Below are 12,773 nucleotides of genomic sequence, written 5' to 3'. Positions count from 1 at the left end.
GTAAGCGATATAGCCCCAAGGGGAACCTTGGGGATCGAGTCTTGAGTTCGTAAGGCCTTGTGAGGCTGCGACCGGGATGATGAGTCCGTAGGCCTTGTGAGCCTGGGACGGGATGATGGGCTGGTAGCGGTGTGCCGGTGTTCGCCGGCACACCCGCGTTTCGGGGCTCAGTTCAAAGTCAGTTGTGTGCGATCTCTACCGGGACTGATGATGCGGCGGCTGAATGCGCGGTGGCTGGGTCCGACAGCGCCGGGGTGGGCTCCGGCCGCAGCGGCTGCAGGAGGGGTGCGAAGAACCCGCCCAGCTCGGCCGTCGCGGTGAGCGGCAGGACGTTTGCCACGTATTGGTCCGGGCGGACCACCACCACCACGCCGCCGCGGTCCAGGCCGCGCTGGTCAAAAATGTCCGCGGTGGGATCGGTGGCGTAGACCTTCTCGTAGTCGGTCAGCTTGAACGGGCCCACCTGCGGCTTGAAGACGGCGGGAACCTTCCCGATGTCCACGGCCGTGTGCGGCTGCTGGTAAATCACCTTCACGTCGAACCAGGCGTCAGGATCAGCGCCCGACGGCGTAGCGGTTAGCGGCGAGTCCGGCGAGTTCGCGATCCACTCGGCGAAGTCCGCCACCCCTGAGTGCGCTCCTGCGGTCGCGGCGTCGGCGAAGACGTAGATGCGCCAGCGCCCGTCGGCCGTGGCGTGGTGGCCGAGGTGGATCGGGTTGGTGTCGCCCACACGCACCACGGGTGCCGATTTGAAGCGCTTGCCCACCGGGAAGCCCGTGGCCAGGGCCTGGTGCTTGGCGGGGGCCACCAGCATGGATGGCGCGTATTCGGTCATGAATCCGGCCGGGAACTCGGCGGTGCGCACGTAGAAATCCTCAAGGTCCGAGGGGTTTTCGAACTCCTCGGGCTTCTTGGCCATCATGGTGGACCATTCCTTGTCGAAGTCGATGAGGTTCTTCGCCACCACCTGCCGCTCGGCGGAGTAGGTGGACAGCAGGCTCTCCGGGCTGCGGCCCTCAAGGACATGCCCGAGTTTCCAGGCGATGTTGAACCCGTCCTGCATGGAGACGTTCATGCCTTGGCCGGCTTTGGCGCTGTGCGTGTGGCAGGCGTCGCCGGTGATGAACACCCGCGGAGTGCGCGTGCCGCGCTCATCCGGCAGGACGTCGTCGAACCGGTCCGTGAGCCGGTGCCCCACCTCGTAAACGCTGTGCCACGCCACGTTCCGCACGTCCAGAGTGTAGGGGTGGAGGATCTCGTTGGCCTTCTCAATGATCTGCTCGATGCTGGTGTTCCGCACCGCTCCCTTGTCATCGGGATCCACTTCACCCAGATCGACGTACATGCGGAACAGGTGGCCGCCTTCACGCGGAATCAGCAGGATGCTGCCGCCAGAACCTGACTGGATGGCGCACTTGGTGCGGATGTCGGGGAAGTCGGTAACAGCGAGAGCATCCATGACGCCCCACGCATGGTTGGCGGCATCGCCGGAGAGTTTGCAGCCAATTGCCTGGCGCACCTTGCTGCGTGCACCGTCAGCACCCACCACATACTTGGCCCGGACAATCTTCTCCTGTCCGTCATTAGGGCCCGACGTATGGATCAACGTCACGGTGACGGGGTACTCCTCGCCCTGGACAACCTCCAACCCCTGGAACTCGTAGCCGTAGTCCGGAGCCATGCGTGCCGGTGAGTTGGCCATAAATTCAGCAAAGTAGTCCAGCACCCGGGCCTGATTGACGATCAGGTGCGGGAACTCGCTGATACCGGCGGGATCATCCGGAGTCCGGGCAGTGCGGACGATGCGCGTCGAATCGTTGATATCGGGCTTCCAGAACGCCATTTCGGTGATCGCGTAAGCCTCGGCAACGATCCGGTCGGCGAAGCCGAAGGCCTGGAAAGTTTCGACGCTGCGCGCCTGGATACCGTCGGCCTGGCCGATCGCGAGCCGTCCGGGGCGGCGTTCGACGATCCGGGTGGTGACGCCAGGGAACTGGGACAGTTGCGCCGCTGCGAGCATGCCGGCGGGGCCGGTGCCGACGATCAGGACGTCAACCTCGTCCGGAAGTTCATCGGGCCGGTTCATGCCGACGCCGGCGGCAGGCTGGAGCCGGGGATCCCCGGATACGTAACCGTGGTGGTGAAACTGCACGGGCTTTCCTCACTTCACTGTGGGCCTTGGCAAAGCGTGTTCGATAATCGAATTCATGCTTCTATATGCGAAACCTTGGATTTAGGTGGAAACTGTACGCGACGGTGATGTCGATAACAAGGGGTCAATTTGTGGCGCCAAGGGTGGGTTGACGAAATCAGCCAACATCCCCCATGATTTCATATACGATTTCGTACCTGATGAGGAGATTGGTTTTGGAGCAGGTCAACGGGGACACCCTCGCCGCGGCACGCAAGGTGGTCGCGGTGCACATCAACTACCCCAGCCGTGCTGCCCAGCGGGGACGCACGCCAGCGCAGCCTTCCTACTTCCTCAAGCCGTCGTCGTCGCTTTCCCTGTCCGGGAACGCGGTGGAGCGTCCCGCGGGCTGTGAACTGCTGGGCTACGAGGGCGAGATCGCGCTCATCATCGGCAAGGCCGCCCGCCGTATCGGGATCGATGACGCGTGGAGCCATGTCGCCGCAGTTACGGCCAGCAACGACCTGGGCGTATACGACCTGCGCTGGGCGGACAAGGGCTCCAACCTCCGCTCCAAGGGCGGCGACGGCTTCACCCCGGTGGGGCCGGCACTGATCCCGGCAGACGCCGTCGACCCCGCCCGCCTGCGCATCCGCACCTGGCACAACGGCCAACTGGTCCAGGACGACACCACCGAAGACCTGCTCTTCCCGTTCGCCCGCCTGGTGGCCGACCTGTCCCAGCTGCTGACGCTCGAAGAGGGGGACATCATCCTCACCGGCACCCCCGCCGGCGCCTCCGTCGCCAAACCCGGCGACGTCCTCGAGGTGGAGGTCTCCGCCGGCGGGCTCACCACCGGCCGGCTGGTCACCCGGGTGGAGGAAGGCACAACGCCGTTCGCGGACTTTGGTGCCGGACCGAAGGTTGATGACCTGCAACGGGAGGAAGCGTACGGTTCACGCGAAGCCGCCGGGCTGCCCGCCCTCCAAGAGACTGAGTCAGGCGCCGCCGTCGCGCCTTCCCTCTCCCCCGGGCTGAAGACCAAGCTGGAGTCCGTGGCCACGGCAACCCTCTCCTCCCAGCTGCGCAAGCGCGGCCTGAATAACGTCAGCATCGACGGGCTGCAGTCCACCCGCCCGGACCGCCGCGTGGTGGGCCTGGCCCGGACCCTGCGCTATGTTCCCAACCGCGAAGACCTGTTCAAGACCCACGGCGGCGGGTTCAACGCCCAAAAACGCGCCATCGACTCCGTGAACGAGGGCGAAATCCTGGTCATGGAAGCCCGCGGCGAAAAGGGCACCGGCACCGTGGGCGACATCCTGGCCCTGCGCGCCCAGGTCCGCGGCGCCGCGGCCATCATCACCGACGGCGGCGTCCGCGACTACACCGCCGTCGCCGGCCTGGACATGCCCACCTACTTCGCCAACCCCCACCCCGCGGTGCTGGGCCGCCGCCACATCCCCTGGGACACGGACATCACCATCGCCTGCGGCGGCGCCACCGTCCAGCCCGGCGACATCATCGTGGCCGACTCCGACGGCATCCTGGTGATCCCGCCGGCCATCGCCGAAGAACTCGTGGAGGACTGCATCACCCAGGAGCAGGAAGAAACCTTCATCTTCGAAATGGTCAAGCAGGGCAACAGCGTGGACGGCCTCTACCCCATGAACGCTGAATGGCAGGCCCGGTACAAGGCATGGGAAGCAGGCCAGGCCAATGATTGAAACAGCGGTTACCGACCTGCCAGGTTCAACCGTCACCGGCAGCAAGTCAGAGCAGGCCTACCAGGCCGTGAAAGCGCGGATCATCGAGGGCACCTACACTCCCGGGTACCGGCTGGTCCTGGGCAGCATCGCCAAGGACCTCGGCTTCAGCGTGGTCCCGGTCCGGGAAGCCATCCGCAGGCTTGAGGCCGAAGGCCTGGTGACGTTCGAACGCAACGTCGGCGCCACCGTGGCCGGGATCGACCCCACCGAATACCTCTACACCATGCAGACCCTCAGCATCGTCGAAGGCGCCGCCACCGCGCTGTCCGCTCCGCTGATTGATGCGGTGGCCATTGCCCGCGCGCGCGCCGTGAACGAGGAGATGCGCGAATGCCTGCAGCACTTTGACCCGGTCCGCTTCACGCAGCTCAACCAGGACTTCCACAGCGTCCTCTTCGAGCACTGCCCCAACCCCCACATCCTGGACCTCGTGCACCGCGGCTGGAACCGGCTGGCAGCACTGCGGTCCTCCACCTTCCGCTTCGTCCCCGGACGCGCCCGCGATTCCGTGGACGAACACGAAGCACTGCTCCAGCTCATCGAAACGGGAGCAGACGCCGACTCGATCGAAAAAGCAGCCCGCCTGCACCGTTCCGCCACCCTCGACGCGTACCTCGCCCAAAGCAACTAGCACCAAATCACAGTTAGGACCTCAACGATGACGACCTCAGTCGAAACCACGAAGCACCACATCCCGGAAAATCTGCCCACACATCTCCAGCACTTTATCGATGGCAAGTTTGTTGACTCCGTAGGTGGCAAGACCTTTGACGTGCAGGAGCCGGTCTTCAACGAGAACTACGCCACTGTCGCCTCAGCCCAGCCGGAAGACGTCGACCTCGCCGTCGCCGCCGCTAAGCGCGCCTTTAAGGAAGGCCCGTGGCCGAAGATGCTGCCCCGCGAACGCTCGCGTGTGCTGCACAAGATCGCCGACATCGTCGAATCGCGCGACGACGAACTCGCCCTTCTGGAGAGTTACGACTCCGGCCTTCCCATCACCCAGGCCAAGGGCCAGGCGCGCCGAGCCGCGGAGAACTTCCGGTTCTTCGCCGACCTCATCGTCGGGCAGGAGGACAACGCATTCAAGGTCCCCGGCCGCCAGATCAACTACGTGAACCGCAAACCGATCGGCGTTGCCGCGCTCATCACGCCGTGGAACGTCCCCTTTATGCAGGAATCGTGGAAGCTCGCCCCGGCCATCGCAACGGGCAACACCGTGGTTATGAAGCCGGCCAGCTACACCCCTCTCTCCGCCGTGCTGTGGCCTGAAATCTTCCGCGAGGCCGGCCTGCCGGACGGTGTCTTCAACCTGATCTTCGGCTCCGGCGGCGTGGCCGGCGACTACCTCGTGAAGCACCCCGACGTGCCGATCGTCTCCTTCACCGGCGACAGCTCCACCGGTGCCACCATTTCAACCGCAGCCGCCCCCCAGTTCAAGAGCCTCTCGCTCGAGCTCGGCGGCAAGAGCCCCGCCGTCGTTTTCGCCGACGCCGACATCGAGGCCGCCCTCGACGCCACAGTCTTCGGCGTCTTCAGCCTCAACGGCGAACGTTGCACCGCCGGGTCCCGGGTGCTCGTGCAGCGCGACATCTACGACGACTTCGTAGCCCGGTTCGCCGAGCGTGCGAAGAACATCAAGGTGGGCCTGCCGAGCGATCCCGCCACCGAGGTCGGCTCGCTCGTGCACCCGAACCACTTCGACAAGGTCATGAGCTACATCGAAATCGGCAAGACCGAGGGCCGGCTCCTGGCCGGCGGCGGCCGCGCCGAAGGCTTCCCCACGGGCAACTACGTTGCACCCACGGTGTTCGCCGACGTCGCCCCCGATGCCCGGATCTTCCAGGAGGAAATCTTCGGACCCGTCGTGGCCATCACCCCGTTCGATACCGACGAAGAGGCCCTCGAGCTCGCGAACAACACCAAGTACGGCCTCGCCGCCTACGTCTGGACCACTAATCTGAAGCGCGCGCACAACTTCGCACACGCCATCGAATCCGGCATGGTGTGGCTGAACTCAAACAACGTCCGCGACCTGCGCACCCCGTTCGGCGGCGTGAAGGCCTCCGGCCTCGGACGCGAGGGCGGCTACCGCTCAGTCGACTTCTACACCACCCAGCAGTCGGTGCAGATCACCCTCAACGAGGCCCACTCACCCAAGTTCGGCAACGTCGAAGACGCTGCCGCAACCAGCGACAGCTAACCCTCCCCCTTACCTGCTCAAAGAAGAGAGACCATCATGACCAACTTCGTCCCCACCCCCACCGTCCCGGCACCGGACATCGTCCGCTGCGCCTACATGGACATCGTGGTCACCGACCTCGCCAAATCCCGCGCGTTCTACGTGGACGTCCTGGGCCTGCACGTCACCGAGGAAGACGAAAACGCGATCTACCTGCGTTCGCTGGAGGAGTTCATCCACCACAACCTGGTGCTCCGCAAGGGACCCATCGCCGCCGTCGCAGCGTTCGCCTACCGGGTGAAGTCCCCCGCCGAGGTGGACGCCGCCGAGGCCTACTACCGCGAGCTCGGCTGCCGGGTGGAGCGCCGCAAGGACGGCTTCACCAAGGGCATCGGCGACTCCGTCCGCGTCGAGGACCCGCTGGGCTTCCCGTACGAGTTCTTCTACGACGTGGAGCACGTGGAGCGCCTCACCCAGCGCTACGACCTCTACTCCGCCGGGGAACTGGTCCGGCTGGACCACTTCAACCAGGTCACCCCCGACGTCCCCCGCGGCCGCGCCTACCTCGAAGACCTCGGCTTCCGCGTCTCCGAAGACATCAAGGACTCCGACGGCGTCACCTACGCCGCCTGGATGCACCGCAAACAGACCGTCCACGACACCGCCCTGACCGGCGGCAACGGACCGCGCATGCACCACGTCGCGTTCGCCACCCACGAGAAGCACAACATCATCCAGATCTGCGACAAAATGGGCGCCCTGCGCATCAGCGACCGGATCGAACGCGGCCCCGGCCGGCACGGCGTATCCAACGCGTTCTACCTCTACATCCTGGACCCGGACGGCCACCGCATCGAGATCTACACCCAGGACTACTACACCGGCGACCCCGACAACCCCACCATCACCTGGGACGTCCACGACAACCAGCGCCGCGACTGGTGGGGCAACCCCGTGGTCCCGTCCTGGTACACCGAAGCCTCCCTCGTCCTGGACCTCGACGGCAACCCCCAGCCCGTCATCGAACGCGAGGAAAAGTCCGAAATGGCCGTCACCGTCGGCGCCGACGGCTTCTCCTACACCCGCAAGGAAGGCTCCCCCGAAGGTGACCGGACCGGTTTCAAACTCGGCGTCCAGGTCTAACAAGACCGGGCGGCCGGTTCCGTAGCGCAACGCCGGGGCCGGCCGCCCTTCCAAAAACTGACGTATCCCACCATTGAGGAGCCCATGCATGCTGGATGCCAAGACGATCGAAGCCATCGCGGACGAACTTCTGGAGGCGGGGCGTTCCAGAACGCCGGTGCCGCGGCTGACTGCGCGCTACCCGCACATGACGGTGGAGGATTCCTACGCGGTGCAGCAGTTGTGGCGGCGCCGGAATGAGGAATCCGGGCGGACCCTGGTGGGGCGCAAGATCGGCCTCACGTCCAAGGCCATGCAGGACGCCACCGGCATCACCGAACCGGACTACGGCGCCATCTTTGATGACATGGTCCTCGAGACCGGCTGCTCGGTCGAGTGGGACCGCTACACCCATCCGCGGGTGGAAGTGGAACTGGCGTTTGTCTTGAAGGACGGGCTCAAGGGACCCGGCGTCACCATCTTCGACGTCCTCAAAGCCACCGACTACGTGGTCCCGGCCCTCGAAATCCTCGATTCCAGGATCGAGATGGAGGGCCGGACCATCGTGGACACCATCTCCGACAACGCCGCCATGGGCGCCATGGTGATCGGCGGCCGCCCCGTGAAGCCCGACGCCGTGGACCTCCGCTGGGTTTCGGCGATCCTGTACAAGAACCAGACCGTGGAGGAAACCGGCGTGGCCGCCGGCGTCCTGGACCACCCCGCCAACGGCGTCCACTGGCTGGCCAACAAAATCGCCGCCCACGGCGACTCGCTCAAGGCCGGCGACATCATCCTCGCCGGATCCTTCACCCGCCCGCTCTGGGTCTACAAGGGCGATACCGTCCACGCCGACTACGGACCCCTCGGGAGTGTCACATGCCGATTCCACTAGAAAACACCTTCCGGTCCGCCCTCGCTTCGGCGAACCAGCCGCTGGCCGGGATGTGGGTCTGCTCCGGCAGCCCGCTGATCGCCGAGCTCTGCGCCGGATCCGGCCTTGACTGGCTCCTGATCGACGCCGAACACAGCCCCAACGGCCTCGAATCCATCCTCGCCCAACTCCAGGCCACCCACGGCTACCCCGTCCAGGTGATGGTCAGGCCGCCGGTCAACGACACCGTGCTCATCAAGCAATACCTGGACCTGGGCGTGCAGAACCTGCTCATCCCCATGGTCAACTCCGTATCCGAAGCCGAAGCCGCCGTGGCGGCCACCCGCTACCCGCCCCAAGGTGTCCGCGGTGTCGGGTCGGCCCTGGCCCGTGCCGCCCGGTGGAACCGGGTCCCGGACTACCTCGCCGGGGCATCGGAGACGATCAGCGTCACCGTCCAGATTGAGTCGACGGCGGCCGTGGACTCCGCGGCGGACATCCTGAAGGTCGACGGCGTGGACGCCATCTTCATCGGCCCCTCCGACCTCGCCGCATCCATGGGCCTGCTCGGACAGCAGGAACACCCCGAGGTGCGCACCGCCGTCGAACACTGCCTCGCAGCCGCCAAAGCAGCCGCAAAACCAGCCGGCGTCAACGCCTTCAACCCTGACACGGCTAAGCATTACCTGGCCAACGGCGCCAGCTTCATCCTCGTCGGCGCCGACGTCGCCCTCCTCGCCAGAGGCTCCGAAGCCCTCGCCAACCAGTACATCCATCCCGCTGACGGCGACTCGCCCGCCAGCTACTGATTTCGCCTTAGTTAGGACTTTTTATGACTGCTACATCTGCGGCGATGACTGCTGCCGTCTCCCCTAAGCGCGAGGCGTCCCTGCTCGCTTCCGTGCCGACCGGCCTGCTCATCAACGGTGAGTGGCGGGAGGCATCCGACGGTGGCACGTTCGACGTCCACGACCCCGCCACCGGGGAGGTCCTCGCTACCCTCGCCTCCGCGACCAGCGAGGACGCTGTTGCCGCCCTGGATGCGGCCGACGGCGCGCAGGCGTCCTGGGCGCGGACAGCGCCCCGCGTTCGCGCCGAGATCCTTCGCCGGGCCTTTGACCTGGTCACCGAACGCGCCGAGGACTTCGCCCTGTTGATGACCCTGGAAATGGGCAAGCCGCTGGCCGAGGCCCGCGGTGAGGTCGCCTACGGGGCCGAGTTCCTGCGCTGGTTCTCCGAAGAAACAGTCCGCGACTACGGCCGCTACCTGACTTCTCCGGAAGGCAAAAACAAGATCCTGGTCCAGCACAAACCTGTGGGACCCTGCCTGCTGATCACGCCGTGGAACTTTCCCCTGGCGATGGCCACCCGCAAAGTAGCCCCCGCTGTGGCCGCAGGGTGCACCATGGTCCTCAAACCCGCCAAACTCACCCCCCTCACGGCCCAGTACTTCGCCCAGACCATGCTCGACGCCGGCCTGCCCGCAGGCGTCCTGAACGTCGTCGCCTCCTCCTCCGCCTCCGGGATTTCCGGCCCGCTCCTGAAGGACTCCCGGCTCCGGAAGGTTAGCTTCACCGGCTCCACCCCGGTCGGCAAGCGCCTGATGGCCGACGCCGCCCAGAACGTCCTCCGGACCTCCATGGAGCTCGGCGGCAACGCCCCGTTCATCGTCTTTGAGGACGCAGACCTGGACAAAGCTGTCGAAGGGGCCATGGCGGCGAAGATGCGGAACATGGGCGAAGCCTGCACGGCCGCCAACCGCTTCCTCGTCCACGAATCCGTAGCCGAGGAGTTCACCCGGAAGTTCGCCGCCGCCATGTCCGCCCTAACCACCGGCCGCGGCACCGACCCCGCCACCCAGGTAGGCCCGCTCATCGACGCTGGAGCCCGTGACGACGTCCACGCCCTGGTCAGCGCCGCCGTCGACGCCGGCGCAGTGGCCGTCACCGGCGGCGCACCCGTGGACGGGCCCGGCTACTTCTACCAGCCCACAGTCCTCGGCAACGTCCCCAACAACGCGGCAATCCTGGGCCAGGAAATCTTCGGACCCGTCGCCCCCGTCACCACCTTCAGCACCGAAGAGGACGCCATCAAACTGGCCAACGCCTCCGAATACGGGCTCGCCTCCTACCTCTACAGCCGCGACTTCAACCGCCTCCTGCGCGTGGCGGAACAGATCGAGTTCGGCATGGTCGGGTTCAACGCCGGCGTCATCTCCAACGCAGCCGCACCCTTCGGCGGAGTCAAGCAATCAGGCCTCGGCCGCGAAGGCGGTACCGAAGGCATCGCCGAATACACCACCACCCAATACATCGGCATCAGCGACCCCTACACGAGCTAGACCGAGACCTGCCTGCCCAACCCGAGATCGAGACGAAAGCTCGGTAGTCGCCGGAATGCCTTATAAGACACCACATGGAGGAAACATGGCGCGAGGCCGGCCCCTGCTGCGCGCAGGCCGCAAACCAGAGAGTCATGGTGGAACGTTCTTGCCCCCCAGTAATGCTGAGTACATTCGGGACTGGACAATACTGGCCCCAGGAGAACAGGTTCTACTCGTTAAGGACAACGCGACTGAACTAACTGGCCGAGTTGATACCGTGACCGAAGACGGTTCAATCCTCTGGCTTCACCTTGATGGGGTGGGACGCCGACTATTTATCCATACGGACTCTGTACCAATCTGGCGGGTTTAGCAGGCCGATTGGACTACGAGCAGGATGCCCGTTTACTGGTCCGCGCCCGGCTTCTGTAATTGCCATCGTTCTTCTCAGTTGCCTAGGGCATCGGAGGCGGGAATGACTCCAGCTTGACATTGCCATTAGTGTTAATGTTCCAGAATGGATGCATGACGCACATGTCTTCGCAGACCCTTACACCGGTGACGATGAGGCGCACCCTCGCAGGATTTGCGACGGGCCTTTCTGTCGTCGCCGCCGAAGTCGACGGCCGTATCGTCGGGATGCCAGCCAATTCGCTCAGCTCGCTCTCCCTGGATCCGCCGCTTGTGTCCCTTGCGTTCGCGCGGACATCGACGACGTGGCCCGCGCTCCGCAACGCCCCGCGCTGGGGCATCAGCGTCCTCACTGAGAAGCAGGCAGCGCTCCTTAGCGCCCTTCGTCGCCCTGCCGGTGAACGCTTTCAGGGGATTGATGTGAGCATCGATGACGGCGCGGTGCACGTCCGGGATGCTCTCGCGACGCTGACCGTCAGGCCTCATACCGTTCTTGAAGCGGGAGACCACGACCTCGCGCTCCTGGAGGTGACCGATCTGTTCAGACACGCGGCCCGACGGCCGCTCGTCTTCTTCGACAGCACGACACACCAGCTGTCCCATTGAAAGGAAACGCCCACGTGGCAGACAAGAAAATGATCCTCGGAATGACGCTGAACTCCGGTTATGGAAATATCTCGGGTGCGTGGCGGGCGCCCCAAGTCGACGAAGACAATTACACGAACATCGAATCGAATATCCGCTACGCGCAGGCCGCCGAGCGAGGAGGATTCGCGTTCCTGTTCACCCCGGACTTCGCCGCGGTCGGCGGGGGCGTCGAGTTCTCGGGCATCCAGAACATCATGGAACCGATGCTGGCCCTGGCCGCCATCTCACAGGCCACCAGCCGCATCGGCCTCATCGCGACAGGGTCGACGACCTTCCAGGAGCCGTTCAACACTGCGCGCCAGTTCAAAGCTCTCGACGTGATGAGTCATGGTCGCGCCGGTTGGAACGCAGTCACCACCAGCGACCCGATGGTCTCTGCCAACTACGGCCGGCCTGTTGCCGACCGCAGCGAACGTTACCAGCGTGCCGACGAGGCGATTCAGATCGTGCAGGCACTGTGGGGCAGTTGGGAGAAGGACGCCTGGATCAAAGACCAGACATCCGGCCGCTTCCTGGACGCATCGAAAGTTCGACCAATCAATCTCCAAGGCGAACACGTCGCCTCGCGCGGACCTCTACCCATCCCACCGTCAGAGCAAGGCCAGCCCGTCATCTTCGCCTCCGGAGGCCCGAGCCCGCACCTTCTCGCACTCGCCGGCCGCTACGCCAGCGGGTTCATCGCTGAAGTGTGGACGATCGAGGAAGCCCGTGCCCAGCGTCAGATGGTGCGGGATGCCGCCGAACGAGCAGGGCGCAACCCGGACGAAATCAAGTACATCGCGGGACTCATGACCACGGTCGCCCCCACGATACGCGCGGGCCTTGACCGCCGGCTCGCGCTCTCAGGCGACGTCATCGAAGCCCGTCTGCCCCATGTCGGCGCGCTGCTGGGACTGCAGATCGACCCGAGTCGTTACGATGAGCCCCTCACACAAACCCAGCTGGCGGCAGCACACGCTTCCCCAATGGACCCGCGGTCCGGGATTGTTCTAAAAGTTGCGCGCGAAGGTTGGTCTCCGCGAGACATCCTCGCCCATGGCGTGATCGACTTTCATCCGACCACGGTCGGCCCTGCAGAAGTACACGCAGATCACTTGCAGGAATGGCTCGAAGCGGGAGCCGCCGACGGGTTCTGGGTTTCCCCGGACATCTACGAGGACGGTGTTGACGCGTTCGTCGATGAGGTCGTTCCAGAACTGCGCAGACGCGGGATCTTCCCCGAAGAGTACGCAGGCTCGACCCTGCGAGAGAATCTCGGTGTGCCCGCACAGTACGGCCTCGACACCCGTGTCGCAGGCGGCACGTCCTGATCAGGCTCA

At 65.1% G+C, this 12,773-nt stretch carries 10 protein-coding genes; 9 read left to right on the top strand and 1 reads right to left on the bottom strand.

What is annotated here, in order from left to right; translation table 11 throughout:
* Positions 1-178: 178 nt before the first annotated feature.
* Positions 179-2,152, bottom strand: a complete 1,974-nt coding sequence (locus tag ARTSIC4J27_RS02050; RefSeq protein ID WP_050053553.1) for an FAD-binding monooxygenase — start codon at positions 2,150-2,152, stop codon at positions 179-181.
* 215 nt (positions 2,153-2,367) lie between these two features.
* Here ARTSIC4J27_RS02050 and ARTSIC4J27_RS02045 point away from each other — a divergent pair, with 215 nt between their 5' ends.
* From ARTSIC4J27_RS02045 to ARTSIC4J27_RS02005, 9 genes are all read left to right on the top strand, one after another.
* On the top strand, positions 2,368-3,855 hold the full coding sequence (locus tag ARTSIC4J27_RS02045; RefSeq protein WP_050053552.1) for a fumarylacetoacetate hydrolase family protein: 1,488 nt from the start codon (positions 2,368-2,370) through the stop codon (positions 3,853-3,855).
* Positions 3,848-4,528: a GntR family transcriptional regulator gene (locus ARTSIC4J27_RS02040; RefSeq protein ID WP_050053551.1), complete on the top strand. Its 681-nt coding sequence runs from the start codon at positions 3,848-3,850 to the stop codon at positions 4,526-4,528. The genes ARTSIC4J27_RS02045 and ARTSIC4J27_RS02040 overlap by 8 nt, the downstream gene beginning before the upstream one ends.
* Positions 4,529-4,555: 27 nt before the next feature.
* Positions 4,556-6,097: a 5-carboxymethyl-2-hydroxymuconate semialdehyde dehydrogenase gene (hpaE, locus tag ARTSIC4J27_RS02035; protein ID WP_050053550.1), complete on the top strand. Its 1,542-nt coding sequence runs from the start codon at positions 4,556-4,558 to the stop codon at positions 6,095-6,097.
* 36 nt (positions 6,098-6,133) lie between these two features.
* On the top strand, positions 6,134-7,219 hold the full coding sequence (hpaD, locus tag ARTSIC4J27_RS02030; protein ID WP_050053549.1) for a 3,4-dihydroxyphenylacetate 2,3-dioxygenase: 1,086 nt from the start codon (positions 6,134-6,136) through the stop codon (positions 7,217-7,219).
* Between the two features lie 88 nt (positions 7,220-7,307).
* Positions 7,308-8,093, top strand: coding sequence for a 2-oxo-hept-4-ene-1,7-dioate hydratase (hpaH, locus tag ARTSIC4J27_RS02025; protein WP_050053548.1), 786 nt, complete (start codon positions 7,308-7,310; stop codon positions 8,091-8,093).
* On the top strand, positions 8,078-8,881 hold the full coding sequence (locus ARTSIC4J27_RS02020) for an HpcH/HpaI aldolase family protein (RefSeq protein WP_200900736.1): 804 nt from the start codon (positions 8,078-8,080) through the stop codon (positions 8,879-8,881). The genes hpaH and ARTSIC4J27_RS02020 overlap by 16 nt, the downstream gene beginning before the upstream one ends.
* Positions 8,882-8,904: 23 nt before the next feature.
* The gene (locus ARTSIC4J27_RS02015) at positions 8,905-10,413 is read left to right on the top strand and encodes an NAD-dependent succinate-semialdehyde dehydrogenase (RefSeq protein WP_050053547.1); all 1,509 of its coding nucleotides are present in this window, start codon (positions 8,905-8,907) and stop codon (positions 10,411-10,413) included.
* A 507-nt stretch (positions 10,414-10,920) separates the two neighbouring features.
* The gene (locus ARTSIC4J27_RS02010) at positions 10,921-11,412 is read left to right on the top strand and encodes a flavin reductase family protein (RefSeq protein ID WP_050053546.1); all 492 of its coding nucleotides are present in this window, start codon (positions 10,921-10,923) and stop codon (positions 11,410-11,412) included.
* Between the two features lie 14 nt (positions 11,413-11,426).
* Positions 11,427-12,764 carry an NtaA/DmoA family FMN-dependent monooxygenase gene (locus tag ARTSIC4J27_RS02005; RefSeq protein ID WP_200900735.1) on the top strand — a complete coding sequence of 446 codons (1,338 nt, stop codon included), beginning with the start codon at positions 11,427-11,429 and terminating at the stop codon, positions 12,762-12,764.
* Positions 12,765-12,773 lie beyond the last annotated feature (9 nt).

This window comes from Pseudarthrobacter siccitolerans (assembly GCF_001046895.1).
Taxonomy (GTDB): Bacteria; Actinomycetota; Actinomycetes; order Actinomycetales; family Micrococcaceae; genus Arthrobacter; species Arthrobacter siccitolerans.
This window is presented reverse-complemented; position numbering and strand designations above follow the sequence as displayed.

Excerpts from the sequence above, each read along its gene's own strand:
- hpaE (WP_050053550.1), top strand. The coding sequence starts at position 4,556 with ATGACGACCTCAGTCGAAACCACGAAGCACCACATCCCGGAAAATCTG.
- ARTSIC4J27_RS02015 (WP_050053547.1), top strand. The coding sequence starts at position 8,905 with ATGACTGCTACATCTGCGGCGATGACTGCTGCCGTCTCCCCTAAGCGC.
- hpaH (WP_050053548.1), top strand. The coding sequence starts at position 7,308 with ATGCTGGATGCCAAGACGATCGAAGCCATCGCGGACGAACTTCTGGAG.
- ARTSIC4J27_RS02020 (WP_200900736.1), top strand. The coding sequence starts at position 8,078 with ATGCCGATTCCACTAGAAAACACCTTCCGGTCCGCCCTCGCTTCGGCG.
- hpaD (WP_050053549.1), top strand. The coding sequence starts at position 6,134 with ATGACCAACTTCGTCCCCACCCCCACCGTCCCGGCACCGGACATCGTC.
- ARTSIC4J27_RS02010 (WP_050053546.1), top strand. The coding sequence starts at position 10,921 with ATGACGCACATGTCTTCGCAGACCCTTACACCGGTGACGATGAGGCGC.
- ARTSIC4J27_RS02040 (WP_050053551.1), top strand. The coding sequence starts at position 3,848 with ATGATTGAAACAGCGGTTACCGACCTGCCAGGTTCAACCGTCACCGGC.